The organism is Idiomarina aminovorans, assembly GCF_023155095.1.
Classification (GTDB): Bacteria; Pseudomonadota; Gammaproteobacteria; order Enterobacterales; family Alteromonadaceae; genus Idiomarina; species Idiomarina aminovorans.
This window is the reverse complement of record NZ_JAKNDA010000001.1, coordinates 743,173-769,811: the sequence shown is the minus strand read 5'-3', so window position 1 is coordinate 769,811 and position 26,639 is coordinate 743,173. Positions and strand designations below refer to the sequence as shown.

At 46.0% G+C, this 26,639-nt stretch carries 27 protein-coding genes; 14 read left to right on the top strand and 13 right to left on the bottom strand.

From position 1 onward, the window contains the following. Positions 1–8: 8 nt before the first annotated feature. Together L8G48_RS03860 and L8G48_RS03855 are read right to left on the bottom strand one after the other, a co-directional pair. Complete coding sequence (locus tag L8G48_RS03860; protein ID WP_248263281.1) at positions 9–431, bottom strand: MAPEG family protein; 423 nt, start codon at positions 429–431, stop codon at positions 9–11. 112 nt (positions 432–543) lie between these two features. Further along, a complete protein-coding gene (locus tag L8G48_RS03855; protein ID WP_248263280.1) occupies positions 544–846 on the bottom strand; it encodes a putative signal transducing protein in 303 nt (100 codons plus the stop codon). Positions 847–953: 107 nt separating this feature from the next. Here L8G48_RS03855 and L8G48_RS03850 point away from each other — a divergent pair, with 107 nt between their 5' ends. Next, positions 954–1,220: a DksA/TraR family C4-type zinc finger protein gene (locus L8G48_RS03850; protein ID WP_248263279.1), complete on the top strand. Its 267-nt coding sequence runs from the start codon at positions 954–956 to the stop codon at positions 1,218–1,220. 516 nt (positions 1,221–1,736) lie between these two features. Here L8G48_RS03850 and L8G48_RS03845 read toward each other — a convergent pair. Continuing rightward, positions 1,737–2,459 carry a sulfite exporter TauE/SafE family protein gene (locus L8G48_RS03845; protein ID WP_248263278.1) on the bottom strand — a complete coding sequence of 241 codons (723 nt, stop codon included), beginning with the start codon at positions 2,457–2,459 and terminating at the stop codon, positions 1,737–1,739. A gap of 93 nt (positions 2,460–2,552) precedes the next feature. On the opposite strand from L8G48_RS03845, the gene ftsB reads away from it, so the two are divergent. The 9 genes from ftsB (at position 2,553) to rpoS (ending at position 9,083) form a co-directional block, all read left to right on the top strand. Continuing rightward, positions 2,553–2,834, top strand: coding sequence for a cell division protein FtsB (ftsB, locus tag L8G48_RS03840; RefSeq protein ID WP_248263277.1), 282 nt, complete (start codon positions 2,553–2,555; stop codon positions 2,832–2,834). A 66-nt stretch (positions 2,835–2,900) separates the two neighbouring features. Next, positions 2,901–3,614, top strand: a complete 714-nt coding sequence (ispD, locus tag L8G48_RS03835; RefSeq protein WP_248263336.1) for a 2-C-methyl-D-erythritol 4-phosphate cytidylyltransferase — start codon at positions 2,901–2,903, stop codon at positions 3,612–3,614. Further along, on the top strand, positions 3,614–4,093 hold the full coding sequence (gene ispF / locus L8G48_RS03830; RefSeq protein ID WP_248263276.1) for a 2-C-methyl-D-erythritol 2,4-cyclodiphosphate synthase: 480 nt from the start codon (positions 3,614–3,616) through the stop codon (positions 4,091–4,093). Before ispD ends, ispF begins: the two co-directional genes overlap by 1 nt. Next, the gene (gene truD / locus L8G48_RS03825; RefSeq protein WP_248263275.1) at positions 4,093–5,145 is read left to right on the top strand and encodes a tRNA pseudouridine(13) synthase TruD; all 1,053 of its coding nucleotides are present in this window, start codon (positions 4,093–4,095) and stop codon (positions 5,143–5,145) included. Before ispF ends, truD begins: the two co-directional genes overlap by 1 nt. Beyond that, on the top strand, positions 5,142–5,894 hold the full coding sequence (gene surE / locus L8G48_RS03820; protein ID WP_248263274.1) for a 5'/3'-nucleotidase SurE: 753 nt from the start codon (positions 5,142–5,144) through the stop codon (positions 5,892–5,894). The genes truD and surE overlap by 4 nt, the downstream gene beginning before the upstream one ends. Then, a complete protein-coding gene (locus L8G48_RS03815) occupies positions 5,894–6,535 on the top strand; it encodes a protein-L-isoaspartate(D-aspartate) O-methyltransferase (protein WP_248263335.1) in 642 nt (213 codons plus the stop codon). Before surE ends, L8G48_RS03815 begins: the two co-directional genes overlap by 1 nt. Beyond that, the gene (locus L8G48_RS03810; RefSeq protein WP_248263273.1) at positions 6,532–7,116 is read left to right on the top strand and encodes a YqaA family protein; all 585 of its coding nucleotides are present in this window, start codon (positions 6,532–6,534) and stop codon (positions 7,114–7,116) included. Before L8G48_RS03815 ends, L8G48_RS03810 begins: the two co-directional genes overlap by 4 nt. Then, on the top strand, positions 7,116–8,033 hold the full coding sequence (locus L8G48_RS03805) for a peptidoglycan DD-metalloendopeptidase family protein (protein ID WP_248263272.1): 918 nt from the start codon (positions 7,116–7,118) through the stop codon (positions 8,031–8,033). Before L8G48_RS03810 ends, L8G48_RS03805 begins: the two co-directional genes overlap by 1 nt. 78 nt (positions 8,034–8,111) lie before the next feature. After that, positions 8,112–9,083 (top strand): RNA polymerase sigma factor RpoS, encoded by a 972-nt coding sequence (rpoS, locus tag L8G48_RS03800; RefSeq protein ID WP_248263271.1) that lies wholly within the window; start codon positions 8,112–8,114, stop codon positions 9,081–9,083. A gap of 30 nt (positions 9,084–9,113) precedes the next feature. Here rpoS and mutS read toward each other — a convergent pair whose 3' ends face one another. Beyond that, positions 9,114–11,732: a DNA mismatch repair protein MutS gene (gene mutS / locus L8G48_RS03795; protein WP_248263270.1), complete on the bottom strand. Its 2,619-nt coding sequence runs from the start codon at positions 11,730–11,732 to the stop codon at positions 9,114–9,116. 30 nt (positions 11,733–11,762) lie between these two features. On the opposite strand from mutS, the gene L8G48_RS03790 reads away from it, so the two are divergent. After that, positions 11,763–12,269 (top strand): CinA family protein, encoded by a 507-nt coding sequence (locus L8G48_RS03790; protein WP_248263269.1) that lies wholly within the window; start codon positions 11,763–11,765, stop codon positions 12,267–12,269. Positions 12,270–12,368: 99 nt separating this feature from the next. Continuing rightward, positions 12,369–13,487, top strand: a complete 1,119-nt coding sequence (gene recA / locus L8G48_RS03785; RefSeq protein WP_248263268.1) for a recombinase RecA — start codon at positions 12,369–12,371, stop codon at positions 13,485–13,487. Between the two features lie 64 nt (positions 13,488–13,551). Here the strand turns inward: recA and L8G48_RS03780 are convergent, their stop codons facing one another. Continuing rightward, positions 13,552–14,874: an anti-phage deoxyguanosine triphosphatase gene (locus tag L8G48_RS03780; RefSeq protein ID WP_248263267.1), complete on the bottom strand. Its 1,323-nt coding sequence runs from the start codon at positions 14,872–14,874 to the stop codon at positions 13,552–13,554. 80 nt (positions 14,875–14,954) lie between these two features. Here L8G48_RS03780 and rssA point away from each other — a divergent pair, with 80 nt between their 5' ends. After that, positions 14,955–15,929, top strand: coding sequence for a patatin-like phospholipase RssA (gene rssA, locus L8G48_RS03775; RefSeq protein WP_248263266.1), 975 nt, complete (start codon positions 14,955–14,957; stop codon positions 15,927–15,929). A gap of 62 nt (positions 15,930–15,991) precedes the next feature. On the opposite strand, the gene ggt is transcribed toward rssA, so the two are convergent. The 8 genes from ggt to pspF form a co-directional block, all read right to left on the bottom strand. After that, positions 15,992–17,701, bottom strand: a complete 1,710-nt coding sequence (gene ggt / locus L8G48_RS03770; RefSeq protein ID WP_248263265.1) for a gamma-glutamyltransferase — start codon at positions 17,699–17,701, stop codon at positions 15,992–15,994. A 108-nt stretch (positions 17,702–17,809) separates the two neighbouring features. Then, positions 17,810–19,339 (bottom strand): sodium/proline symporter PutP, encoded by a 1,530-nt coding sequence (gene putP, locus L8G48_RS03765; protein ID WP_348983638.1) that lies wholly within the window; start codon positions 19,337–19,339, stop codon positions 17,810–17,812. A gap of 23 nt (positions 19,340–19,362) precedes the next feature. After that, positions 19,363–20,175, bottom strand: a complete 813-nt coding sequence (locus L8G48_RS03760; RefSeq protein ID WP_248263264.1) for a peptide ABC transporter ATP-binding protein — start codon at positions 20,173–20,175, stop codon at positions 19,363–19,365. Further along, entirely contained in the window at positions 20,172–21,164 is a 993-nt protein-coding gene (locus L8G48_RS03755; protein ID WP_248263263.1) for an oligopeptide/dipeptide ABC transporter ATP-binding protein, read from the bottom strand. Before L8G48_RS03755 ends, L8G48_RS03760 begins: the two co-directional genes overlap by 4 nt. After that, entirely contained in the window at positions 21,164–22,057 is an 894-nt protein-coding gene (locus tag L8G48_RS03750; RefSeq protein ID WP_248263262.1) for an ABC transporter permease subunit, read from the bottom strand. Before L8G48_RS03750 ends, L8G48_RS03755 begins: the two co-directional genes overlap by 1 nt. Further along, positions 22,044–23,072: an ABC transporter permease gene (locus L8G48_RS03745; protein ID WP_248263261.1), complete on the bottom strand. Its 1,029-nt coding sequence runs from the start codon at positions 23,070–23,072 to the stop codon at positions 22,044–22,046. Before L8G48_RS03745 ends, L8G48_RS03750 begins: the two co-directional genes overlap by 14 nt. Then, complete coding sequence (locus tag L8G48_RS03740) at positions 23,069–24,697, bottom strand: ABC transporter substrate-binding protein (RefSeq protein WP_248263260.1); 1,629 nt, start codon at positions 24,695–24,697, stop codon at positions 23,069–23,071. Before L8G48_RS03740 ends, L8G48_RS03745 begins: the two co-directional genes overlap by 4 nt. Next, positions 24,690–25,763, bottom strand: a complete 1,074-nt coding sequence (pspF, locus tag L8G48_RS03735) for a phage shock protein operon transcriptional activator (RefSeq protein ID WP_248263259.1) — start codon at positions 25,761–25,763, stop codon at positions 24,690–24,692. The genes L8G48_RS03740 and pspF overlap by 8 nt, the downstream gene beginning before the upstream one ends. A gap of 190 nt (positions 25,764–25,953) precedes the next feature. On the opposite strand from pspF, the gene pspA reads away from it, so the two are divergent. Further along, positions 25,954–26,628: a phage shock protein PspA gene (pspA, locus tag L8G48_RS03730; RefSeq protein WP_248263258.1), complete on the top strand. Its 675-nt coding sequence runs from the start codon at positions 25,954–25,956 to the stop codon at positions 26,626–26,628. Positions 26,629–26,639 lie beyond the last annotated feature (11 nt).

The following is a 26,639-nucleotide window of genomic DNA, read 5'->3' as shown; positions in this document are numbered from 1 at the left end:
TTTTGTTGTTACACCAGAGTAATGCCACACAAGATAAGCAAAGCGACATTTGCGGCCAAACCAATCATAAAGAAGTAACTGCGCGGGCTTGGGTTTTTCTCGGTAGCTATCGCGTAGTAAAGCATCATATGGATTAAGCGGGCAATAGCGAAAATCCAGATAAATAAGCCTGTCCAGAACGCGCTGGCACCGACGAAGAAGGCAAGGAACACGGTTCCCAGCATCAATGGGTAATTTTCCAGAGAGTTCATAAGTGTGCGATGAGCACGAAATACAAAAGAGGAATGACTCAAAGAGTCGTCGATTTTGCCGGGCACAGCTCCCGGTTGCTTAGCTTTTTGGCCACTGGCAATAAGCCACTGAACCAACAGGATAACCAGTGCAATGAGTACGCCCCAGTAGGCTATTGTGTAAGTTTCACTTCCGTTCATTTTTTTCTCCTTTCAAAATTAAGAGGGGGTATTTATCGAACTAATTCGCAAACTGCCTAATAGCGTAAAGTCTGGGATGCAAAGCAGCATATACTCATATCCCTTAATTATTTTAAGCCGGGTTTCCGCAGCTCCAGCAAACTTCAAAAGCGGCTCCGTTCACTTCCTGGCAATTATTGCAACGCCAGTCAGCACCATTAGCCTTCGCTTCTATATCATCAATCAATGTTTTAGCCTTAGCGAATTGTGTTTCTTCAACAATCCATAACTCAGGCCAGGTATCCAGCGGGGCTAAGTCACCTGCGGCACCGCTGGAGAACTCATTTTTTATAACAGTTTCAATACCTTCCATCTGCAGTAGGTTACGGGCATTTTCCACTAATAGTTTATTTTCGTGAGTATAAATAAGTTTCATAGGCAATTTTAAGAGTAAACTCCAATCTTTATTGCTTCGTAAGTTACAGTTAATGTATCAGACTCATCGTTAGTTTGTGTTCTCCATTTTAATTTAAGGGGTTAATTATGGCCGGTGGCTGGTCGCACGACGGCGCAGTTCAGGAGCAGATTGATGCCAGCACAGAAGACGAAGTAAAGCGTGTACGCAGTAAATTGTCAGTTGGCGAGAGTCTGGCGTATTGTGAAGAATGTGGTGAATCGATACCCGAAGCCAGGCGTAAAGCCATTGCGGGTGTTCGCTTATGCGTTAGTTGTCAGGCGGAACAGGATAAACAAAATTCAGAAAAGGGCGGCTTTAACCGTCGTGCGAGTAAAGACAGCCAGCTTCGTTAAAATTTATTGGCTGTCTTTAGGGCGTGTTGATCTTTGCTGATTGCTTTTGCAGCAGCTTGGCTGATATTTATACAAGGCAGAGCTTATGATGTGTAGTTATTCTACATGAACAAGCGATAACGCCGTAGAAATGTCAGCCAAGTGCTGCCCGAAGGGTTCGTCTGGCGACGCTTTGCTCTTTGTCACTCGTCGCTTATTTAGAATAACTAAACTTCGTTCCTCGTTTCGCGATCAAAACGTCGCCAGAACGAACAAAATCTAATCAGCAAAGATCAACACGCCCTAATAAAGAAAACGCTGTTTCAGGTTTCGGGTAAGGGTTTGCTGAACATGCGCGATCCAGCATATTGAAGACGAAGGATACATCAAGAATGTTTTCCATAAGCAGACTTTCAGTCAACTCAAGTTTAAGTTGATGAGCTGTTATGACAACAGCAAACTCGATGGCGCTTAAACGCGCAAAAAACGATTTCAACCTCGACTTGGTCAGAAGAGCCGCAGTATTGAGTACTACGACTATTTGATACTTTGTATTACAACACTCAGTCCTGAAAGTACCATAAGTAAAAGAGTGAGTTGTCGAAAACGTTGTTCTGATACGTGATGCTGAAGTTTATGGCCAATACCGGCGCCAATAAGAGCACAAGGCAACAGCGCTAAAATAAGATAAAGATGTGTTTCTGCGTAAATAGATTGACGTGAAAAGTTTGCGACATTGGCTATGGCAATGCAGCAAAAGAATAAGCTGAGCGTTGCACGGAACTGTTGTTTAGGTATACGGGCATTGGCTAAAAACAAAACGATGGGTGGTCCGCCTAAAGTCATTAGTCCATTAAGCAGTCCTGACCCGGCACCTACGGCAATATGACCCGGCGCATGTTCGGCTGTTGGCAGCTGTTTGCCGCTGGCTAAAATAAGCGCGACAGCAAGAATAATAAAACCGAGGATGAGCTTAATAAACTGCTCGTTAACGGTTAACAATAACGAGCCGGATACCAGCGAAGCAATAACGCCCGAAAAAATCAGCCATTTCCATTGAGACGGTCGTGCCGCTTCCTTGTTTTTCCAGTAAATCCAGCCACCAACAATAATATTAATAACCGATAAAGCCGGTGTGAGAACACTAATAGGGAACCAAAGTGCAAGAATTGGCACGGCTAACAACCCCGAACCGAAACCGCTGACACCCTGAAGTAAAGCAGCAAAAAAGAACACCAATGCGGCGGCAAAATACTCCAAATGAACCTCTTTTGTCTGTAAATTCTGAAAACGGCTTTTCAGTCACGTCATTAGTCTTCATAATGATAACAGGAAAAAACAACGGAGCTGAGCATGCGGGTGACTCTGGTCGTGTTGTTGGCCTTGTTTCTTGCGTTACAATACCGCTTGTGGTTTGGTAAAAACAGCTTACCGGATTATTGGCGGTTGCAGCAAGAAGTCAGTAATCAAAGGACAACAAATGAAAACCTGGAAAGGCGCAATCAATTGATTTACGCAGACATTGAAGATTTGCGTGAAGGCGAAGATGCGTTGGAAGAACGTGCTCGCAATGAACTAGGGATGGTAAAGAAAAATGAAGTTTTTTTCCGCTTTGTTCCCGATCGCAACCCCTAGCGTGAGAGAGCAAACAAGGTGAATAGTGCAGCGAAAGACACAGTGATTAATGAAAACCGTCTGCTCATGGCGGTGATTCCGGCAGCTGGTAATGGCAGCCGAATGCAATCTAAGGTGTCTAAACAGTTTCTGACCGTAGCTGAAAAAACCTTGCTGGAATACAGTATTGAAGCGGTGACCCGGGATCCTCGTGTCGAGCACGTGTTTATTGCCGTTTCTGACCCCGAAGCTGATTATTTGGTTGGTATTAAAAAGCAATTCACAAAGATTCATTTTGTTAAAGGGGGAAACAGCCGGGCCGAATCTGTTTTGGCCGGAATTGATGCGGCAACTTCGCAAGGGGCTACCCATGTGTTAGTTCATGATGCAGCGCGCCCATGTCTGCCCGAATCTGCTTTAAAGGCTGTTATCGATGCCGGTTTAAGTGACCCTCAGGGCGCTATTTTAGCTATTCCTGTAAGAGACTCTTTAAAACGTTGTGTTACTTACCCTTCAGGTGAAAACGGCACGGGCCGTATTGAGTCCAGTGTTGACCGCGAAGGGTTATGGCAAGCTCAGACACCCCAGGTTTTCAACGCCGGGCGGCTGCAGCAGGCAATTGAACATATGGGGGCGCTCAATCCTCAGTTAACCGATGAAGCATCGGCTATGCAGTGGTGTGGATTTCAGCCTGCGCTGGTGCCGGGGTCTGTCCGCAATTTGAAAGTAACTCATCCGGAAGATTTCGAATGCGTTCGGGACTGGTTACTTGTTACCAATAATAAAGAGGAAAGTGGTTGATGAAAATTCGTGTCGGGCATGGTTATGACGTTCATCGTTGGGGAGCTGATAAGCCGCTAATGTTAGGCGGGGTTAAAATTAAGCATCACCAAGGCTTAGTTGCACACTCTGACGGCGACGTCGTATTACATGCGGTCACCGATGCTGTATTAGGGGCATTAGCCTTAGGCGATATTGGTCAGCATTTTCCTGATACCGACAAACGCTATGCCGGGGCTGATAGTGCGGAGTTGTTAAGTCACGCAGTACAGCTGTGCCAAGACAAAGGGTTCAGAACCGGCAACATTGATGTGACTATTGTGGCGCAGACGCCGAAAATGGCACCGCATACTAACGATATGCAAGCCAGTATTGCCCATTGTTTAGACACCTGCGTTGATAACGTTAATGTTAAAGCGACAACCACCGAAAAGTTAGGCTTTGTCGGGCGTGAAGAAGGTATTGCCTGTCACGCCGTGGTACTGATGGAGTCGGTTTAATGCTGGCTCCTCTGCAAGTGACGCTGGCTGATTTACCGCGCTTGAATGAGGGCGAACGACCAAAAGCTGAGTTTAAGCAGACGCCACAGGACTTTCAGGTCATTGAACAACTGGATGTTGAGGATGATGGTGAGGGCGAGCATCAGTGGCTTTGGGTCAGAAAAAAAGGCGCGAACACTCACTTCTGTGCGGAGAAAATAGCTCGGTTTGCTGGTGTATCACCTAAAAATGTCAGTTATTCGGGGTTAAAAGATCGTCAGGCGGTTACCTGGCAGTGGTTTTCCATTCAGCTACCGGGCAAAGAAACGCTTAACTGGAATGAGTTGAATGATGAAGAAATGTCGGTTGAACGGGTTATACGCAGAACAAAAAAGTTAAAGAGCGGTTTTCACCGTGCCAATCGGTTTGTTATTCGATTAGCCAATGTCAGTTCGAAAGAAGCTTTAGAAACGCTTTGGCGATCGGTGTCTGAGCAGGGCGTTATTAATTATTTTGGTGAGCAGCGTTTTGGCCGTGCCGGCGATAATGTCGCTGAGGCGGAACGTTGGCTTATGGCTGCACGTCCCGCTCGTATTCGTCGGAATAAACGCAGTTTGTATTTGTCCGCGTTGCGCAGTTATCTGTTTAACCAAATTGTTGCCGGACGAATACGCCAGTTTGGGGCTCAAGGTATGCTGGCTGGTGACTGTGTCATGTTAAAAGGCTCGCAATCGGTGTTTACCGTGGAACAGTGGGACAATGAACTGAAACAGCGCCTGTTAAATAACGACATATATTTAACGGCGCCGTTACCCGGTAGTAGCAATAAACCTTTGGTCAAAGACGAAGCCGAAAGCTTTGAATCCAGTTTATTACAGCCTTATGAAAGCTGGTTACAGGCTATGAAAAAACTTCGGGTTGATACTTCACGCAGAGCTTTACTTTTGCGGGTAGAAGCGCCGGAAATAAGTTGGCAGGGCAACCATGCCGAGTTGCGGTTTACGCTTCCGTCCGGCGCTTATGCGACGACCGTATTAAATGAAATTGTAGATTTAAGTGGTGACTCCAAATGATGAAAATTTTATTAAGTAACGATGATGGTGTACACGCACCAGGTATTCGCGCGTTGCATCAAGCACTTAAAGAAGTGGCAGAAGTACGGGTTATTGCTCCTGATCGCAACTGCAGTGGTGCCAGTAACTCATTGACGCTGCATAACCCCCTTCGTGTGCGTCGGCTGGATAGCGGATTTTACTCGGTTAACGGCACACCGACTGACTGTGTGCATTTAGGCACCAATTCACCGATGGCAGAAGACGTTGACCTGGTGGTCTCAGGTATTAATGACAGCCCCAATATGGGGGATGATGTGCTGTATTCCGGAACAGTTGCGGCGGCAATGGAGGGCCGTTTTATGGGGCTTCCGTCTATCGCTGTTTCTATGGGAGGACGCGGCCACGACTATTACGATACGGCCGCGCGTTTTGTCGCAGAGATTGTGGCAGGTATGGAAAATGATCCGTTGCGGTTAGATACAGTGCTGAATATTAATGTGCCATACACAACTTACGATCAACTTAAAGGTACCAGGGTGACTAAGTTAGGTCGCAGGCATCGTGCTGAAACTATGGTTCATGACCGTGACCCCTTTGGTAGCGAAATATTTTGGTACGGACCAATTGGTCACCATGCCAGCGAAGAGCCAAATACCGATTTCACAGCAATACACGAAGGTTATGTATCCATTACGCCGTTAAGTCTGGATATGACGGCACAACGCCATACCGACACACTGACAGATTGGTTAGAACAACAAAAATGATGACTAGTAATGGACAGTCGTGGGTAAAGCGACTGATTCAACAACTGGAAGAGTTGGGCATTACGAATAAAGACGTTTTGCGCGTGATCGCTGAAACGCCAAGGCACTTGTTTATGCCTGAGTCTCTGGCTCATAAAGCCTATGAAAATACCGCTTTACCCATTGGTAACGGGCAGACGATTTCGCAGCCATTAATGGTTGCGACAATGACGCAGCTATTAATGCAGCATAATTGTAAAAACGTGCTTGAAATAGGTACGGGCTCAGGTTATCAAACGGCAGTATTAGCGCAGCTGGTGGATAAAGTATTTAGTGTTGAACGTATTGCTACATTGCAGTATCAGGCCAAACGGCGTATGCGTCAGCTCGATTTGCATAATGTTTCTATGCGTCATGGCGACGGCTGGAAAGGCTGGCGCAGTAAGAGTCCGTTTGACGGTATTATCGTCACGGCCGCAGCCAGCGATATTCCACCGCATTTAGTGGATCAACTTGCTGATGGCGGAGTCATGATTATTCCGGTGGGCGAACAGAATGAGTCGCAAAGCCTGGTGGTAATGCGCCGGTTTGGTGACTCACTGGAGCAACAGCGCATTGGCGATGTTCGCTTTGTACCTTTGGTCAGGGGAGATGTCATTTGAAGTTGTTCTCAGCGTTGTACGATAAAGTATTATCATGGGCACAACATCCCAGAGCGAACATTATTCTTGGTTTATTAAGTTTCTCTGAATCCGTCATATTTCCCATTCCCCCCGATGTCATGCTGGCGCCAATGGCTATGACCCAACCTGAAAAAGCCTGGCGGCTGGCTTTTTTAACCACGGTTACTTCGGTAGCTGGTGGTATCTTGGGGTATTTTCTGGGCTATTGGGCTTATGAATCTGTGGTTGTGCCCGCAGTGGAAGCACTTGGTTACGAAAGTAAACTGTTAACGGTACAAAGTTGGTTTGCAGACTGGGGAGTATGGATTGTCTTTATTGCCGGTTTCTCACCCATTCCTTATAAGTTATTCACCGTAACGGCGGGAGTGATGCAGATAGCCTTTTTTCCTTTTGTTATTGCGTCGGCTATTAGTCGGGGCATGCGGTTTTATCTGGTTGCCTGGTTGTTGCGCACTGGCGGCCCGGAGATGGGCGTAAAACTTCGTGAATATGTTGACCGTATTGGCTGGACACTGGTAATACTGGTTATTATTGGGTACGTAATAGCGCAATTGGAATAATGATGTTTCTAGCGTCCGGGGCAGTTAAACAATCGATATTATTAATTTTTGTGATAATTCTGCTTCAGGCTTGCAGCGGCCGATCAGCGCCTGCACCCGTTGAAGAACTTTATACCGGCAAGACCTACCGCGATTTCGAACCCAACTCGCTAAATGAAAAAGAGTACGAAGTTCAACCGGGCGAAACACTCTACTCAATAGCGTTTCGGGCTAATCTGGATGTTCAGGATATTGCCCAAATCAATAATTTACGTAAACCTTACACGATTTATCCGGGACAGAAATTGAGTTTGGTGAGCAAGCCGCAACTTGGTGTCACCTCAGCCAGAAAGACACAACAAACAACTAGCGCTAAACCGAATAAAAAAACCTCGAATAACGCACAAAATAATATAAAAACCTCCGTTGCTAATACTGAACAGAAAGAGTATGGTCAAAAAACAAACGCTAAAAAAACAGTTGCAAAACAAGTCGATAAGGGTCGTCAGAGTCAGTCGAAACCGCGAATTGAACGACCTGAATTGGAGCAACCGAGTAATGATAAAATTGTTTGGCGGTGGCCTTCGAGCGGCCGAATAGCAGCTGACTTTTCGCTGCGTGAACCGGGTAACAAAGGCATTGATTTTGCCGGTGAACGTGGTGATTCAGTAAACGCTGCGGCTGCAGGAAAAGTGGTTTATGTTGGAAACGCATTACGTGGATTTGGTAATTTAATCATTTTGAAACATAACGATGATTTTATTACTGCCTACGCCCACAACGAGGACATTCTGGTTAAAGAGCAAGAATGGGTGGACGTAGGAAAAACAATTGCCCGAATGGGGGACTCAGGGAGTCCGCGTGTGCAATTACATTTTGAAGTTCGTTTCCGCGGTAAGTCGGTAAATCCGAGGCATTACTTACCAAAGTCTCGCTAGTTATGTGGGAATAATAATAACAAGATAAGGAAGTCGACGTGTGTTGTAACACGGTGTTCAGTATAACGGGAGCTTGTTATGAGCCGTATAAAGGAAGAATCAGTCGACAATGTAGAAGAAGTCAACGAGCAAGAAGCTATTGTTGATAGTCCTGATGGTGCCGCAGAGGAACTGGAAGAGGCATTATTATCGTCATCAACGCAGTATCAGAAAAAAATGGATGCGACACAGCTCTATTTGGGAGAAATTGGTTTTTCTCCTCTGCTCACTGCTCAAGAGGAAGTTTTTTATTCTCGTCGCGCTCTAAAAGGCGATGAGGCAGCTCGTCGCCGGATGATTGAAAGCAACTTGCGTTTAGTGGTAAAAATAGCCCGCCGCTATTCTAATCGGGGATTACCCTTATTGGATCTTGTTGAAGAAGGTAATTTAGGACTCATACGAGCCGTTGAAAAATTTGATCCGGAAAGGGGGTTCCGTTTTTCAACTTATGCCACCTGGTGGATACGACAAACTATTGAACGCGCTATTATGAATCAGACGCGTACCATCCGCCTGCCCATTCATGTCGTTAAAGAACTGAATGTGTATCTCCGTGCTGCTCGTGAACTCGCTCATAAACTGGATCATGAACCGACAGCTGATGATATAGCAAGAAGCCTCGATAAGCCGGTAGGCGATATTATTAAAATGCTGCGTCTGAATGAACGTATTGGTTCTGTAGACACCCCTATTGGTGGCGATAACGATAAAGCGCTGCTGGATATCTTAACGGATGACGCAGATACCGGGCCTGAAGGTGTCCTGCAGGACGAAAACCTGAAAGGCAACATCACACAGTGGCTGGAATCTTTAAATGAGAAACAAAGGGAAGTGCTTGCACGTCGTTTTGGACTGTTGGGCTATGAGCCTTCTACCTTAGAGAATGTCGGTTATGAAATTGGCCTTACGCGAGAGCGGGTCAGACAAATACAAGTCGAAGCTTTGCGTAAATTACGAGACTTGTTAAAGCAGCAAGGCTTAACACTTGACTCTTTATTTAGTGCTCAGTAAAAACTAAAACGTTATTTTTTAATAAAAGGCTCAACCATAGGTTGAGCCTTTTTGTTTATGCTGCCATTGGTAAAGAATATCCAGCGCTTGTCGCGGCGTGAGCTCATTTAAGTCAAGTTGCTCCAATTCGTTAAACATTGGGTGCTCTTTTTCTGGCTGGTGTGCAGGAACGTCTTTTGGCGGAGTGATAAGTTCCATGGTTTTTTGTTTCGGCTCATTTAAAGCGCCATGGTGTGTTTCTTCAAGCTCTGATAACTTGTGTTTAGCGTTGTTAATGACATGCTCAGGAACGCCGGCTAATTTGGCAACTTGCAAGCCAAAGCTTTGACTTGCCGCACCCGAACTGACTCGGTGAAGAAACGCAATGGTATCGCCATGTTCTTTAGCATCAACGTGCACGTTGACGGTCGCCGGTAATTCTTCCGCAAGTTCGGTTAATTCAAAGTAGTGAGTCGCAAACAAGGTTAAACATTGGAGCTGACGGGACAGATAATCAGCGCAGGACCAGGCCAACGACAGGCCATCATAAGTTGAAGTTCCGCGGCCAATTTCATCCATCAAAACCAGGCTTTTTGCTGTGGCATTGTGCAAAATATTAGCGGTTTCTGTCATTTCTACCATAAAGGTAGAACGGCCTGAGGTTAAATCGTCTGAAGCGCCAATACGGGTGAAAATGCGATCGATATCACCAATAACGGCTTTATCAGCCGGCACAAAACAGCCCATATGAGCCAGAATCACAATAAGAGCGGCCTGTCTCATGTAGGTTGACTTACCGCCCATGTTGGGGCCGGTGATCATGAGCATACGTTGTTGCGGTGTGAGCGACATAGGGTTAGCAATAAAGGGTTCGTCGCTCAATTGCTCGATGACCGGGTGGCGCGCTGCGCTCAGTTCAATGAGACTGCTGTTTTCTTGCAGTTGTGGGCGGCAGTAATGGCTATTAACAGCCAGCCTTGCAAAACAACATAAAGTGTCTAGCTGAGCCAGACCAGAGGCACTTTGTTGCAGTTTATTGACCTGCGGTAATAAGTGCTCAAAAAGCTGCTCGTAAAGCCATTTCTCTCTGGCTAGTGACCGTGCCTGTGCATTCAGAACTGTGTCTTCATGTTCTTTCAGCTCAGGAATAATATAACGTTCAGTATTTTTAAGTGTCTGCCGGCGCTGATAGTCACTAGGCACAGACTCTGAAGACTGTCGACTGACTTCAATAAAGTAACCGTGAACTCTGTTGTAGCCAACTTTTAGCGTGGCTATTCCGCTTCTTTCGCGCTCGCGCTGCTCCAGTTGTTTCAGATAGTCGGTGGCACCGGTTGCAAGTTCACGTAGCTCATCAAGCTCCTGGTCATAGCCTGTCGCAATAACACCGCCATCGCGGATCAAAAGGGGCGGTTGTTCAATAATAGCGCTTGTCAGTAAGGTCACAGTTTCCGGAAAAGGCTGAATGCTCTGCTGCAGGTAATTAAGCGAGCGATGCGATAGAAAATTACGAATATCGGGTATCTGAGCCAAACTGTCCCGCAAACGGGCAAAGTCTTTCGGTCGGGCACTTCTTAATCCAATGCGGGCAATAATACGTTCAATATCAGCTAACTTTTTTAAAGCTGATTGTATGTTCTCAAAATTATTATTTTCCATTAGAGCGTCTATGGCATCATAACGCTTATTCAATTCGTTATGATGACGAATAGGGCGTTGCAGCCAACGTTGAAACTGGCGGCTACCCATAGCCGAGACGGTTTTATCCAGTACGGCAGAGAGATGGGTGTTGCCTTCGCCCATGCTCTGTTGCAGTTCGAGATTTCTGCGCGTTGCCGCATCCAGAATAATAGCGTCTTGTGGATGCTCTGTAACCAGCGCCTGAATATGAGGTAGAGCGGCGCGTTGTGTTTCTTTTACATAATGTAAAATAGCCCCCGCAGCGGCCAGCGTTGGTTCATTATTTTTGAGACCAAAACCTTCTAAATGCTGGGTTCCAAACTGTCGGGTCAGCAGCATAAAAGCGGTTTGCTGCTCAAACTCCCAGGCCGGGCGGCGCTTACATTTAGCGTTTGCCAGTGGCAGTCCTGCCAGAGAAATCGATTCGGGATAAAGCAGCTCTGCGGGCTCAAGACGCTGCATTTCTGCGGCCAGCTGCTCGCTTGACTGAGCTTTCGTTAACCAGAAACGGCCGCTGCTAAGCTCAAGACTGGAAATAGCGTACTCGCCTTCTGGCTGTTTAGGGTCTAAAGGACAAATAGCGACCAAAAGATTTTGTTGTCTTTCGGTTAACAGAGATTCGTCGGTCACGGTTCCCGGTGTGACAATACGAATGACCTTTCTTTCAACCGGCCCTTTGCTGGTTGCGGGATCACCTATTTGCTCACAAATGGCAACGGATTCACCCATGTTGACCAGACGTGCAAGGTAATTTTCGACGGCATGGTACGGTACCCCGGCCATAGGGATAGGTTCGCCATTACTTTGACCCCGGGCCGTCAGGGAAATATCAAGCAACTGAGCTGAACGTTTAGCATCCTCGAAAAACAGTTCGTAAAAGTCCCCCATACGATAGAATAAAAGCATGTCAGCATGTTCTGCTTTTATGCGTAGGTATTGCTGCATCATTGGGGTATGTGATTGGATCTGTTTATCGGACAATTCAGACATAGTCGATTATTCTTATCTGGAGCCAGTGTTATGTTAGCAACCACGGCGATTACGCCGCAAACCTTTGAACTCGCGGAACAATTAGGTGTTTGTCTACAGCAGAAGCAGCAGACAGTTTGCACCGCAGAATCTTGTACCGGAGGAGGAATAGGATACGCTATTACCGAAGTTGCGGGAAGTTCTGCTTGGTTTAATGGTGGAATAATCACCTATACTAATGCGCTCAAGCAAAAATTGTTATCGGTTGACGGCAAAGTACTTAATGAGCAGGGAGCGGTTTCAAAGGCTTGCGTTGAACAAATGGCGCGTGGAGCTCTCGTCGCATGCAATGCCGACTGGGGGATTGCGGTAAGCGGGGTGGCTGGCCCCGGCGGAGGCACTGCAGATAAACCCGTCGGTTTAGTCTGGATGGCTATAGCGAACAGCGAGAAATGTCATGCATGGTCTGATAATTTGAAAGGCGACCGTCGCGAAATTCGTTTGCAAACCCTGAATGCAGTTTTAAAGAAATTTATAAATATAATTGAATTACAGTAGCTTACTTATGTTCTCGGGAAAAAAACGGGACAACGCTTGATACTGTAAATGTGTACAGTATACTGTTTATAAAATCAGTAATTAATAACGGAGCTTATAATGAGCAATGATCGTCAAAAGGCTTTAGATGCAGCGCTCGGACAAATCGAACGTCAATTTGGTAAAGGTTCTATCATGCGTCTGGGCGACAACCAGACTATGGATGTTGATTCTGTTTCAACCGGTTCGCTGGGGTTGGATATTGCTCTGGGTATTGGCGGTTTACCTTTTGGCCGGGTGGTAGAAATTTATGGCCCGGAATCCAGTGGTAAAACAACGATGACTCTGGAAGTGATTGCAGAAGCTCAAAAAATGGGTAAAACCTGTGCTTTCGTTGATGCCGAGCACGCATTAGACCCTATTTATGCCGAAGCGTTAGGTGTTAATGTCGATGATCTATTAATATCGCAACCAGATACCGGTGAGCAGGCATTAGAAATTTGCGATATGTTGGTCCGTTCCGGTGCTGTCGATATTGTGATTGTTGACTCGGTTGCAGCGTTAACACCAAAAGCAGAAATTGAAGGTGAAATGGGTGACAGCCATGTTGGCTTACAGGCCCGCTTAATGTCTCAAGCGTTGCGTAAATTGACTTCAAACATTAAAAAGTCAAACACCATGTGTATTTTCATCAACCAAATTCGGATGAAAATTGGTGTTATGTTTGGTAATCCTGAAACCACAACCGGTGGTAATGCACTGAAGTTTTATTCTTCTGTTCGTCTGGATATTCGCCGTACCGGTGCGTTGAAAGAGGGCGATGAAGTTGTCGGTAACGAAACCCGGGTTAAAGTGGTTAAAAATAAAGTTGCACCACCTTTTAAAGAAGCACATTTCCAAATTTTATACGGCAAAGGTATTTCTAAAGAAGGTGAACTTATCGACTTAGGTGTTAAGCACAAAATGGTTGATAAAGCGGGTGCCTGGTACAGCTATAACGGCGATAAAATCGGTCAGGGTAAAGCGAACTCAATGAAGTTTTTACAAGAAAACCCTAAAATTGCCGACGAGTTAGAAGGTCGCATTCGTGAGCTTCTGTTGTCCAAGCCCGAAAAAAGAACAAAAGAAGATCGTGAAGCTGATCGTGCTACAGCGAGAGAAGATGCGAAAACCGAAGCAAAGAACGATAGGAAAAGTGACAAGAAAAATAGCGAGAAAGATGACATTAGTTTGTCATAAGCTAATTTGTTCTATTGAAGTTACAGAAGCCGGGGTTTTTACTCCGGCTTTTTGCTATTAGATGTTACTGAAAAGCGCTTTTGGGAGAGTTAACTGAAAATAACTCCTGGTAAAGTTTGGCGGCGTAACCATCGGTCATACCGGAAAGGTAATCTGAAATAACCCGAAAGGCATTACCGTCTTTTTGTCGCTGTTGAATGTAACGCACTCGGGTATTTTCAGGCAGTAAGCGTTCAGGCTCTACAGCCAGAACTTCAAAGAGTTCCATAACAATCTGCTGACCTTTAAATTCCTGAGCTTGCATTTCGGGTTTTCGAATGACCCATTTGAAGATAAATTGCTTTAATGCGTTCAGCAGAATTTTTTCCGCTGCCCCTAATTGAACTTGATACCGCAGCAGAGGACTGTCAAAGTCGTAATCGGTTGCTTCAAGTCTGGCTGAAGTAAGCAGTCTATTGACTAACCCGCCAATGGCTTGCTTGCGAAGGTGGTGGCTGCCGGAGAATAAGTCATCTGTTAACCGGGTTGCACTGAAATTGGTTAATTGTGTCTCTAATTGCTTTAAATCAGAGAGCATGTCCTCTTCCCACTGATGTCGATGAATTAAGTCAACGACAATAGCGTCTTCGAGATCATGCACGCCGTACGCTATATCATCTGCAGCTTCCATAATAGACGCATCAACGCTTTTTAAGGCACTTCTGCCATGAGTGCTTGCTGACGGTTGCTGCAGTAACGTCTGAAAAACTTTCTTGTCATTGCCACTGAGCGTTTCAAAAACCCAGTTTAATTGAGCTGAGTCATCATCGTACAGGGCCTTGGGCGGAAGCCACTCCCGAGTTTGTAAATGGCGGAAATTGGTAACGTCAGCCGGGAGTTTACTTTGCCTAATGTTGCTGGCCAATACAGGGTACTTTAACAAACCGAGCAGGGTACGGCGGGTTAGATCCATGCCGTGCCTGGGCGTGTAAGCCTCTAGTTGCGTGACAATACGAAATGTCTGACCGTTACCTTCAAAACCACCGTTATTGCGCATCATATAATTCAGAGCAATTTCACCACCGTGCCCAAAGGGCGGATGGCCTATGTCGTGAGCCAGACACAGAGATTCGAGCAAGGGTTCAGATAATTCAAGTTGATTCGCTAAATCAGGGTGTTGATTGCTTAGATGAACAACCATGCTGGCACCTATTTGACTGGCTTCCAGTGAATGAGTCAGCCGTGTGCGCGGGAAGTCATGCATTCCAACATACATTACTTGAGTTTTAGCCTGTAATCGTCTGAATGCCGCACTGTGAAGAATACGAGCTTTGTCACGCTGAAAAGCGGTTCGGGTGTCGTGGGGGCGTTGTTCTGATATACCTGACTGGCGTTCTGTCCAAATCATCTAACTGCTCAGTGATGTTGTTGACGAATGAGTAATCATAGTACGATAGATACATTATTAAGAAAAGTAGGAAAAAGTAGATGTCGGAAGTGAAAGTCGCTTTAGCTCTGGGCTCCGGAGCCGCCCGGGGGTGGTCACATATTGGTGTCATAAAAGCGCTGGAAGAGATGGGCGTCCGTATTAACGTGGTGGCCGGAACCTCAATTGGTTCGTTAGTCGGAGCGGGTTATTCGTCAGGACGACTGGCTGAAATAGAGCAGTGGGTACAGGGAATGAACCGCTGGGAAGTTTTTAATTTACTGGATTTTGGGTTTAGCCACGGTGGAATCATCGGTGGTGAAAAGGTATTTAATCGCGCAAGGGAAGAGTTTGGTAAACGTAATATTGAGGATTTGTCGGTTACTTATGGTGCAATAGCTACCGATTTGTACAGCGGTCGTGAAATTTGGCTACGTGAAGGGGACCTTTATGATGTATCAAGAGCGTCTTGTGCTATGCCGGGAGTTTTATCTCCTAAGTTTTTTGATGGTCGGTGGTTAATCGATGGCGGTTTAGTTAACCCTGTGCCGGTCTCTTTATGCAGAGCGTTAGGTGCTGATTTTGTGATTGCAGTGCATCTGAATTCACAGTTGAATTCTAAATCCTTACAGCGGCGTGGCCGCAGTATTCCACCACAGACAGAAAACGAGCAGCTTGAAAAAGAAAAAGCGGAGATGGAAATTCAGGACAATGAAAATGGCTTTTTCGACAATATGTGGTCAGGCAGTAAAGAATATTTAGACAGCTTTAAAAGCCGCTTCAGAAGCAATGGGGACAAAGCGCCCGGTATGTTCAGTGTTATGGCAAGCTCCATTGATATTATGCAGGAACGTATTACCAAAGCGCGGATGGCAGGCGATCCGCCCGATATATTAGTGCAGCCCAAGCTCGGTCACATAGGCATAATGGAGTTTTACCGCGGGCAGGAGGCTATTGATATTGGCTATGATACAACGACAAGGATGCGGGATTTGATCATGCAAGAAATTGAACTCTATCGTGAGCGCCGAGGCTAAGTAAGTTTCAAAGAAAAAAGCCGTTTCACCTAAATGAAGTGAAACGGCCATTGCTTTTGCTACTAGTAGCCTGCAGCGTATCCGTCCTTGCGGCTTTCAGAAGCACCAATATAGACGTCCTGTTCGTGATCCTTCCAAATAGCCTGGTAACCACCGTAAGGGCCTACTGCCTCTTGTAGTGTATGTCCCATTTTAATGAGTTCACGGCGGGTGTTTTTTGAGAAACCATTTTCCAGACGGACAACACCACCATCATTCATTTTAGAACCTGTTGGCTGACTGGAACCGGTATGTAAGATACGGGGTGCATCGCCGGCTTCTTGCAGGTTCATACCAAAATCAATGAGGTTAATAAGAATTTGAGCATGCATTTGAGGTTGAGTGGCACCACCCATAACGCCATAACTCATAATCGGCTTACCACCTTTGGTCACAAATGCGGGGATAATGGTATGAAAAGGGCGCTTACCTGGCTCAAATACGTTTCGGTGATTTGGATCAAGAGCAAAGAGTTCGCCGCGGTTTTGCAAAACAAAACCTAATCCTGTTGGTGTTACACCAGAGCCCATACCGCGATAATTACTTTGAATCAGTGACACCATATTGCCATCTTTATCGGCGGTAGTCAGATAAATGGTATCCCCGTCGGTTGGTGGCTTACCTGGCTCATAGGAGCGTCCGGCCCGTTCGGAGTTAATCAGTTGTGCTCGCTTTTTGCCGTAGTCTTTATCGATGAGTCCTTCGACAGGCACGTCATTAAAATCTGGATCGGAGTAATATTGAGCTCTGTCTTCAAAGGCGAGCTTTTTGGCTTCAACAAAGTGATGAATGTACTCAGGACTATCATAGCCCATTGCTTTAATATCAAATTGTTCAAGCATGTTTAAAATTTGAAGTGCGGCGATACCCTGAGTATTGGGTGGTAATTCCCATAAGTCGTAGCCACGGTAGTTAGTTGACACCGGATTAACCCAGGTTGAACTGTGTTGAGCTAAGTCGTCGTAGGAAAGAAAGCCGCCGTGCTCTTCAACAAAATCACTGATGGTGTGTGCAATTTCACCTTCGTAAAAGCTGTCTCTGCCTTCTTTAACCAGTGTTTTATACGTGTTTGCAAGCTCGGGGTTCTTAAAGCGTTCACCTTTTTCAGGAACCTCACCATCGCGCATAAAAACGTCGGCAAAACCAGGGATATCTTTTAACACCTCGGCGTTACGCTCCATATAATAAGCAATGACTTCGGTGACTGGAAAGCCTGATTCAGCATAGTTTATGGCTGGTTGCAGAATAGAGTCCATGCTTAACTGACCAAAGCGACTTTGAAGCTCAAACCAACCGTCGACTGTACCTGGAACTGATAAGGGCAGTACCCCGCGTGCTGGTATTGAGTCGTATCCGTTTTCTTTAAAGTAATCGAGCGATAGGCTTTGTGGTGAACGACCGGAAGCATTAAGGCCGTGCAATTTTTCCGATTCAGCATCCCACACAATAGCGTATAAGTCTCCACCGATACCGTTGCCAGTAGGCTCAACCAGACCTAGTACGGCGTTAGCAGCAATGGCGGCATCGATGGCATTACCGCCTTGTTGCATAATATCCAGTGCTACCTGAGTTGCTAACGGCTGGCTAGTGGCGGCCATGGCTGTCGGAGCCATAACTTCGGAACGGGTTGCAAAATGATGGCCAGTAATGCGGTCACTGGCATTACTGGGTAGAGTTGCCGCAGCACAAGAAAACGCGATAGCAGCGGATGCAATAATATTGAGTTTAGCCATAGTGTTTGCCTTTTTTGTTTTTTATTACTATAGGCTGGACTCCTGAAACAAAAAAGACCAGCCGCGATGGGCTGGTCTTTTTATCAGTTACATAGCGAAAGCTAAATTTTAGCCTTTTTTGTCGCCATGGTAGTACTCATCAATGACGCTTTCCATTTCTTCGAATTTATCCTGAAGCTCTTTGTTTGGCTCTTCAGTCATTTTACTGAAGATAATAACCGCCAAAGTGGAGAGGATAAAGCCGGGCACTATTTCATACACGTAAGCAGAAAGGTGCTCGCCACCAAAGGTTGGACCATAAATCCAGAACAGAACCGTAATAGCACCAGCCAACATACCGGCTAATGCACCATGGCGGTTCATACGTTTCCAGAATAGGCTAAGAATAACCACAGGACCGAAGGCCGCGCCGAAACCTGCCCAGGCATTACTGACCAGACTCAAAATGGTGTTCTCCGGGTTCCATGCCAACCAAATAGCGACTAAAGAAACCGCCAGAACCGACATGCGTCCGACAAAAACCAGTTCTTTTTGGCTCGCATTTTTTCGCAAGAAGGCTTTGTAAAAGTCCTCTGTTAAAGAGCTTGAGCTAACCAGCAATTGTGACGAGATGGTACTCATAATGGCGGCCAGAATAGCGGCTAGCAGGAAACCACCGATTAATGGGTGGAACAAGAACTGCGAGAATATGATGAAAATAGTTTCTGCGTCGGGTAGCCCCATTTGGGTTTTTGCAACATAAGCAATACCAACAAAACCGGTTGCCATGGCACCGATAATAGAAACGGTCATCCATGAAACACCAATACGGCGCGCCGCTTTGACATCACTCACTGAGCGAATGGCCATAAAGCGCACAATAATATGTGGTTGACCAAAATAGCCGAGTCCCCAGGCAAGTAATGAAATGATACCCAGGAATCCGAGCATTTCACCCGTTTCTCCATCTTTAAAGAACTGGAGGAAGTCGGGGTTGATATTGCCAACTTGACTAACTACGCTGCTGTATCCGCCAAGGTCAAGAAAGGCCACAATGGGTACCAGAACCAAGGCCACAAACATAATACAGCCCTGCACGAAGTCGGTCATACTGACCGCCAGGAAGCCCCCGAACAACGTATAAGCACATACCACTCCGGCTGTTATCCAGAGACCAGTGGTGTAATCCAGGCCGAAGGAACTGTCGAACAGTTTACCCCCTGCAACTAAACTGGCTGAAGTGTACAAGGTGAAAAAGATAATAATAACGACGGAAGAAAAGATACGCAGCCGCCGGCCTTCGTCAGTGAAACGATTGGCAAAATAGTCGGGAATGGTAATTGAGTCGTTAGCCACTTCAGTATAAGTTCTCAAGCGAGGCGCTACGACAATATAGTTTAAGAAGGCGCCAACGACCAAACCCACTGCAATCCACAGCTGTGATACGCCAGACACGTAAATTGCACCGGGTAAACCCATCAGCATCCAGCCACTCATGTCAGATGCACCTGCGGACAATGCTGTAACAGCAGGGCCTAAGCCCCGACCGCCCAACATATAGCCTGAAACTGAATCGGTGGACTTTTTGTAAGCATAAAGCCCAATACCTAGCATAACAATAAAGTAGAGCGCTAGTGATATCAGAGTACCTGTTTCCACATTAAACTCCTGTTTTTTAGTTATTAGTCAGCGATCTTAGCGCTTGTGTCGCTGCTGTATTGAATGTTCTGTTTTAAGTGTTCATGCAGCAACTGTTGAACATAAGATTGCTGTGTGTCCTTTAGGACTATGTCTGTTTTATCAAACGCGATCATTTTACCACGATATAAAATTAAGATCTTATCGGCAATGTGTTTCACGATTTGCGGTGAATGCGTCACTAAAATGTAAGAAATACCCATATCTTCCTGAAGATCGAGCATTAGGTTAATGATTTGAGCTCTGACAGATGGGTCTAATCCAACCAGAGCCTCATCGGCAACAACAATTTGGGGCTCCAGTATAATCGCCCGCGCAATACAAACTCTTTGTTTTTGACCACTCGATAACATGTGAGGGTAGAACTCCCAGTGTTCGCGTAGCATTCCCACACGTTGCAGTGTCACATTAACGCGCTCCTGTCTTTCCGCTACATTGAGTTTGGTATTGAATAACAAAGGCTCTTCCAGCTGTTTGCCTATGGTTAAGTGGGCATTTAGCGAGTTTTCACTATCCTGAAAAATCATACGAATGTTGTTGCATAATTGAGAGTACTTATTGCTGTGAAGTTTCTGGCCGTTAAGCCAAATTTCTCCGCTGGTTGCAGTGTCGACGCCTCCTATTATCTTTGCCAGTGTTGATTTTCCTGAGCCAGTTTCACCCATTACAGCAAGTATTTCGCCGGCTTCTAAAGTAAATGACAACGGTTCTATAGCCACTGACTGAGGTGTCCATGGCCATCCCTTACGGGGACGAAAGGTTTTACCAAGATTATGAATTTCGAGTAAATGACTCATGAGCTGGTAACCAATAATGGAAAGTGGCAGTGGTAAACACGTTGTCTTTCATGAGTTGCTGTGGGCGCTTTGACACAGGTTTTTTGAGCGTGAGGGCATCGGGGGCCCAACCGGCAGCCAATGGGCATATGGCGTAGTGTCGGAATAGCGCCGGGCAGTGTCGGTAATCTGGCTTTATGCGGAAGTTCTTGTTGTGTTTGCAACGACATACGGATCATTGAATCGGTATAAGGATGCGCAGGCTCTGATAAAATATCTTTTGCGGGCCCGGTTTCCATTAACTGACCACAGTAAAGCATGGTTAAACGTTTGGTTTCAGGCAGAATTGAACCAACATCCTGGGAAATGAGTACCACCGACATTTGTTGACTGACTGCCAGACGAGCGAGTAACCGATGAATTTGTAATCGTGTTGATGGTTCCATTGCGGTGGTTGGCTCATCCGCAATAAGCAGTTTAGGCCGGTGGGCAATAGCAATAGCGATACTGACTTTTTGCGCAACCCCCTGCGACAATTCAAATGGATAGCTGTCCATTATAGGCTCATGGTCACGAATACCGACTCGGTGGAGCAGTCTTTTAACCCGGGTTTTTCGGTCAACCCTCCGGCGCATAAAAGTGCCACGAACATCCCCCTGAGGAATAGCCTCAACAATTTGTTGCTCGACAGTGCTGTTAGGGTCTAAATAAGCGTTGGGATCCTGAAATATCATCGCCATATCGCGGCCGGTTATTTGTCGACGTTGTTGCGGTGACATTGCCAGCAGGTCCTTGCCATTCCACCAGAGACGATCAGCTGTGACCTGCCAATTGGGGTTAATAAACCCGACTATGGCTTTTGCGAGCAAACTTTTACCGGAGCCGGATTCTCCGACAATACTGTGAATTTCGCCCTCAGTCAGTTGCAGGTTTACTTTATCAAGTACACGCACAATGCCTTGTGGTGTCTGCATTTCAACCGTTAGGTTGCGAATATCGAGTAACTGCATTAACTGTTGACCCTTTCTTTTAAGGCGCGGCGTAAGCTGTCTCCGACAACGTTTATCGTCATTATCGTAACAAATAAGGTAACGCCCGGTAACACCATTGACCAAGGTGATAAGTAAACTTCATCGAGACTGCGGGCGAGCATACTGCCCCACTCTGGCGTGGGAGCCTGAATACCCAATCCAAGAAAACTGAGTGCGGCAATATCCATAATGGCAACTGAAAGTGATACCGTTAACTGCATGACCAGAGTTGGAGTAACATTAGGCAATATCACCCGGTAGAGTAAATAGGCTTTAGAGCAACCATTCAACCGTGAAGCGGTAACGTAATCTTTGTGCCACTCTTCGTGAACGGCATTACGCGTGACAAAAATAAACTGAGGGATCAGCGACAGCGTAATGGCAAAAGCAACGTTGTTAAAACCTGTTCCTAAAATGGCAATAATAATCAATGCCATGAGGAATGAGGGTATCGACAGTAAGGTATCAAATAAGCGCGACAGACTCTGGTATTTGATGGTCCGGTCAATACCCGCCAGTGCGCCAATGCTCATTCCAATTAATGAAGATACAGCCACCATTAATATCGGCAATCCCAAACTGTAGAGCCCGCCAATTAACAGTCTGGACAGCATATCCCGGCCAAGATCATCCGTGCCGAATAGATATTGCATATTGCCACTTTCAACCCACGAGGGTGGCAGGGCGATGGCATCAGAGAATTGAGTTGAAGTATTAAAGGGTGCCAATAAAGGGGATACCAAAACAAGCAGTATCATTGCCAGTAGCAGGTACAACGCGGCCATCGAGAGGAACCTCGCCCGAAAGCTTTTCCAGACCAGTTGCAGTGGTGAGGGTGTTTCGTCGTGATGATAGAGATTAACGTGTGGCATATTGTTCGTGCCTCACTATTGGGAACCGCCAACCATGATATAATTCTACCAGCAGGTTAAAAAATAGAATAACGAAAGCAAACATCAAAACCGCTGATTGAATGATGGGATAGTCGCGTTCGAAAATACTACGAATGAGCCAGTTACCCATGCCCGGCCAGTTAAAAATTGACTCAACAACAATGCTGTTAGTTAACATCAAACTGAAAAGCAAAGTGGTCTGCTGCAGTACAGCTTGCAAAGCATTTGGAATGGCGTGCTTTACCAGCACCCGCCATTCACTTAATCCCCGCGCGCGTGCTGCTTTTATAAACGGTTTTTGCAGCATTTCCTGGGTCGCATTTCGCATCAGTCGGAGCAACAGCATCATCGGCATAATTGCCAGTATCATCACCGGTAAGACAATATGGTTAATGGCATCCTGAAGGGCCGCTGCCTTATATTCTGAGTTACTTAAAAACACATCAATGAAGATAGAGCCTGTTTGTGGCTCAACGCCGTAAAGAGGATTAATTTGACCGGTGATAGGGAACCAGCCCAGTTTTATGGCAAACAGTAATATCATTAGCTGAGCCAGCCAGAATACAGGAACTGAATAACCGACCATAGCAAGGCTTACCACCGCTTTATCTGAGCCTTGTCTAAAACGTGAAGCAGCAAAAACGCCTAAAGGCAAACCCAGAGTCACAGCAACTAACAGGGCAAGAATGATTAACTCCATTGATGCCACAAAGTGTTGAATGCCGTCATCAAATACCGGAGTACCGTTACTAAGTGACTGTCCCCAATTACCGGTAAACAGATGATGCAAATAATGCATGTACTGAGTGGCAATATTTTCCTTCCCCCCGCGCATTTCCATTATTAAAGGGTAGCTACTTTGAAAGCTCCTGACACCACTCATATTGGTTATCGGGTCGCCGGGAAAAAAGTAATTAAGGCTGAAGCTAAAAACCGTTAACAAAAATACGGCAATAATAAATACGCTTAAACGGCCTGCCAGATAACGGGTCATTGAGTTTCGTCCTCCGCGGTACTTTTTGTTGCCAGACGAAAATTAATGCCGCCATAAGGAGGCAGCTCTACGCCGCTGATATTTCTTTGCTGTGCCTGGAAGCGCTTAGAATGAGCTATTGGCAGCAAGGGTTGCTGCTGATTTAATAAGTGTTGGGCTGATTGATATAACGCTTTGCGCTCTTCAGGCTTAGTTGTTGCTATGGCGCTGTACAACAACTGATCAAAGCCCGGATGACACCAGTTCGCACGGTTGCCACCGGTAGCAACCGCTGCACAGCTGAGTAACGGTCGGAAGAAATTATCCGGATCGGCATTGTCGGCATACCAGCCTATTAGTACGGTGTCATGCTCACCGCGGGAAAGGCGCCGGCGAAAGGTATTCCATTCGTAAGAAACAATACGTGCAGAGACACCAATTTGCGCGAGGTCTGACTGCATTAATTCGGCCATTCTGCGGGCATTGGGATTGTAAACACGCTGCACCGGCATAGCCCATATAGTAATGTTTAAGTCTGAATGGCCTGCTTCTTTTAGTAAGCGTTTTGCTTTCTCTGGAGCGTACTGATACTGAATACCCTTGTTGTCATAGGCCCAGGAAGTTGGTGGCAGTATCGATTGTGCAAGCTCGGCGTTGCCGTAATAAATGGTCTGAATAATGGCTTCACGATTAATGGCGTGGCTTAAGGCCCGACGCACCATAGGATCATCAAACGGCTCTTTTTGCGTGTTGAACGCCCAAAAAGAAACATTAGGGCTAACTTCATTAGTCACAATGAGTTGCTCTCTGTTTAATGCGTTTAATTCGCTGACCAAAGGGTAGGGAATAATATCACATTCGCCGGTAACCAGCTTCAGCATACGCTTGTTAGCATTAGGGGTAATAGAGTAAACAAGATGCTCTATGCCCGGGCCCTGACGCCAGTATTCAGGATGGCGTGAATAGCGGATCAACACGTCTTTGCGGTAATTTTCAAAGCGATACGGACCGGTTCCTATGGGTAATAGGTCGATTTGCTCAGGGTGATCGTTAACCAGCAGTTGCTGTGCATATTCAGCCGATAAAATAATAGCAAAATCGGTAGCCAGGTTCGCCAAAAAAGAACTGTCTGCGTTATTGAGTACAATGTCGACAGTCATTTCGTCAATTTTGACAACTTTCTGAATTAATTGATCCAGGCCGGTTGCACTGAAAAAGGGATAACTCCCGCCACTAACCGGATGATAGAGACTTGTTTCGTCTAACCAGCGATTGAAACTGAACTGAACATCTTCAGCGGTCAACGCCCGGGTTGGTTGAAAGTAGCCGGTGCTATGAAACTGAATACCCTCGCGCAAATGAAACCGGTACCGGGTTCCGTTATCCAACGTTTCCCAGCGCTTCGCCAGAGCCGGAATAAACTGTTGTTGTTCGGCATCATAATCAATTAAGCGGTCGTAGAGTTGGGCGGCCGTGGCATCAACGGTGGTGCCAGAAGTCACTAGTTGGGGATTAAATGTGTCCGGGTTTCCTTCCGAGCAGTATATAATTCCGTTAGCCAATGGGGCAGGCTCGGGCTCTTCCGACTGACAGCCAGATACCAGCAATGCAGAAATTGCTGCTATAGTGACGTATGCTTTAATCATTAGCCGCTGAAGCCCCTTCCAATAACTGATACTTTTTTAAGTAACCTCGTAACTGATGATAAGTCAGCCCAAGAAAGTTTGCCGTTTTCTTCTGATTAAACTGACACAAACGCAATGCTTGTGACAAGACATCGACTTCATACTCTTGAGACTTTTGCTTGAAGTCTATTGGCTGGTCAGCGTTGAGCTGAGGTCTATCGAGAGACTCGCTGCTATCAGTAGTGTTCTGTTCGTTCTGAATCGGTTCTGGCATAGCGACATTGGTAACGGATGTTTTTGGCCGGAACGGACTGTTGAACGGGTCAAGCACAATATCATGGATGGGAACATGACCACTCCCCAATCTATACAAACTGCGCTCGACGGTATTTTTTAGTTCGCGTACGTTACCAGGCCAATGGTAGTCCAGCAATGTCTTACGCGCTTTTTCAGAAAAGCCACTAAACAATTCCAGTTCCATCTCCCGAGCCATGGCAATCGCAAAGTGTTCAGCCAGTAACATGATGTCTTCGCGGCGCTCGCGTAACGGAGGTAAGGTAATAACATCAAAGGCAAGGCGATCGAGTAAATCCCAACGAAATTGACCGCTGGCAGCAAGAGAAGGAAGATCTTCGTTAGTGGCGGCAATGAGTCGGGTATCCACTTTTACCGGGTGACGGCCACCAACGCGTTCAAACTCTCCATATTCAATAACGCGCAGCAGCTTTTCCTGAACCCGCAGCGAGGTATTTGCTAATTCATCCAGAAACAATGAGCCGCCGTCGGCGCGTTCAAAGCGACCTTCGTGTTTTTTAGCGGCACCAGTGAAGGCCCCGGCTTCGTGTCCAAAAAGCTCACTGTCCAGCAGGTTCTCATTCAGAGCTGCGCAGTTGAGAGTTATATATTGTTGTTGCCAGCGTTTAGAAAGGTAATGACAACGCGCGGCGATAAGCTCTTTACCGGTACCCCGTTCCCCAATTATCAAAACGGGCTTATTGAGCGGCGCAATTTGCGAAACTTGTTCCAGCACATCGGAAAAACTATTAGATTGTCCAATGAGATTATCGGGTTTTCGCTCAGGGCGCATGGGGAATGCCTTATATTATAGTTATTTTTGCTAATTATTAGTTTATTTTACGAACGCGTGCAAGAGCTAAAAGAGCGTAAAATCAAAAAAACTTTTATAAAACAGCTTGTTGTAAAACAAATAAAAGTTGGCTCGATACTTGAATGATAAATAACTGAATCGTTTATTAAACCAGTATGAGGTTATTATTATGGGTATTTTTTCACGTTTTAGCGATATCGTGAACTCCAATATCAACTCTTTATTGGATAAAGCAGAAGATCCGCAGAAAATGGTACGCCTGATTATCCAGGAAATGGAAGATACGTTGGTAGAAGTGCGTTCCACTTCAGCGCGCTTGTTAGCTGAAAAGAAAGACATTCAGCGTCAGCAGCAACGCATGAAGAACGACGTTGAGGAATGGGAAAACAAAGCTGAGCTGGCGTTAACCAAAGAGCGTGAAGATTTAGCCCGCCAGGCATTGATTGAAAAGCAAAAAGCACAGCAGGGGGTTGATGCGTTACAGCAAGAAATGGATCGCGTTAATGAGAATCTGGACAAACTCAATGACGAAATTGGCCAGCTGCAGGAAAAACTGGCCGACGCCAAGTCCCGTCAAAAAGCCATTCTTATGCGCCAGAAAACAGCAAACAGCCGTTTGCAGGTTAAGCAACAAGTCGATAATGGCAAAGTGGATGACGCCATGCAACGTTTCGACCGTTATGAAGCGAAAATTGATGATTTGGAAGCCCAGGTTGAATCTTATGATATGGGTAAAAGAACCTTGCGCGATGAATTTGCAGAGCTTGAAAACGAGAGTAAAGTTAATGACGAGCTGGAAGCGTTGCGCGCTCGTATGAGTAAAAAAACCAAACAAGACTCTTAAAGCAGGCTGAA

What these genes read in the sequence shown, in the direction of transcription:
- pspF (WP_248263259.1), bottom strand. Translation starts at nt 25,763, where the DNA reads ATGCGCCCTGAGCGAAAACCCGATAATCTCATTGGACAATCTAATAGT.
- L8G48_RS03750 (WP_248263262.1), bottom strand. Translation starts at nt 22,057, where the DNA reads ATGCCACACGTTAATCTCTATCATCACGACGAAACACCCTCACCACTG.
- ggt (WP_248263265.1), bottom strand. Translation starts at nt 17,701, where the DNA reads ATGGCTAAACTCAATATTATTGCATCCGCTGCTATCGCGTTTTCTTGT.
- ispD (WP_248263336.1), top strand. Translation starts at nt 2,901, where the DNA reads ATGGCGGTGATTCCGGCAGCTGGTAATGGCAGCCGAATGCAATCTAAG.
- L8G48_RS03815 (WP_248263335.1), top strand. Translation starts at nt 5,894, where the DNA reads ATGACTAGTAATGGACAGTCGTGGGTAAAGCGACTGATTCAACAACTG.
- ftsB (WP_248263277.1), top strand. Translation starts at nt 2,553, where the DNA reads ATGCGGGTGACTCTGGTCGTGTTGTTGGCCTTGTTTCTTGCGTTACAA.
- mutS (WP_248263270.1), bottom strand. Translation starts at nt 11,732, where the DNA reads ATGTCTGAATTGTCCGATAAACAGATCCAATCACATACCCCAATGATG.
- rssA (WP_248263266.1), top strand. Translation starts at nt 14,955, where the DNA reads ATGTCGGAAGTGAAAGTCGCTTTAGCTCTGGGCTCCGGAGCCGCCCGG.
- L8G48_RS03860 (WP_248263281.1), bottom strand. Translation starts at nt 431, where the DNA reads ATGAACGGAAGTGAAACTTACACAATAGCCTACTGGGGCGTACTCATT.
- L8G48_RS03755 (WP_248263263.1), bottom strand. Translation starts at nt 21,164, where the DNA reads ATGCAGTTACTCGATATTCGCAACCTAACGGTTGAAATGCAGACACCA.
- L8G48_RS03780 (WP_248263267.1), bottom strand. Translation starts at nt 14,874, where the DNA reads ATGATTTGGACAGAACGCCAGTCAGGTATATCAGAACAACGCCCCCAC.
- L8G48_RS03805 (WP_248263272.1), top strand. Translation starts at nt 7,116, where the DNA reads ATGATGTTTCTAGCGTCCGGGGCAGTTAAACAATCGATATTATTAATT.
- L8G48_RS03745 (WP_248263261.1), bottom strand. Translation starts at nt 23,072, where the DNA reads ATGACCCGTTATCTGGCAGGCCGTTTAAGCGTATTTATTATTGCCGTA.
- L8G48_RS03850 (WP_248263279.1), top strand. Translation starts at nt 954, where the DNA reads ATGGCCGGTGGCTGGTCGCACGACGGCGCAGTTCAGGAGCAGATTGAT.
- ispF (WP_248263276.1), top strand. Translation starts at nt 3,614, where the DNA reads ATGAAAATTCGTGTCGGGCATGGTTATGACGTTCATCGTTGGGGAGCT.
- L8G48_RS03740 (WP_248263260.1), bottom strand. Translation starts at nt 24,697, where the DNA reads ATGATTAAAGCATACGTCACTATAGCAGCAATTTCTGCATTGCTGGTA.
- truD (WP_248263275.1), top strand. Translation starts at nt 4,093, where the DNA reads ATGCTGGCTCCTCTGCAAGTGACGCTGGCTGATTTACCGCGCTTGAAT.
- recA (WP_248263268.1), top strand. Translation starts at nt 12,369, where the DNA reads ATGAGCAATGATCGTCAAAAGGCTTTAGATGCAGCGCTCGGACAAATC.
- L8G48_RS03760 (WP_248263264.1), bottom strand. Translation starts at nt 20,175, where the DNA reads ATGAGTCATTTACTCGAAATTCATAATCTTGGTAAAACCTTTCGTCCC.
- pspA (WP_248263258.1), top strand. Translation starts at nt 25,954, where the DNA reads ATGGGTATTTTTTCACGTTTTAGCGATATCGTGAACTCCAATATCAAC.
- L8G48_RS03790 (WP_248263269.1), top strand. Translation starts at nt 11,763, where the DNA reads ATGTTAGCAACCACGGCGATTACGCCGCAAACCTTTGAACTCGCGGAA.
- L8G48_RS03855 (WP_248263280.1), bottom strand. Translation starts at nt 846, where the DNA reads ATGAAACTTATTTATACTCACGAAAATAAACTATTAGTGGAAAATGCC.
- rpoS (WP_248263271.1), top strand. Translation starts at nt 8,112, where the DNA reads ATGAGCCGTATAAAGGAAGAATCAGTCGACAATGTAGAAGAAGTCAAC.
- surE (WP_248263274.1), top strand. Translation starts at nt 5,142, where the DNA reads ATGATGAAAATTTTATTAAGTAACGATGATGGTGTACACGCACCAGGT.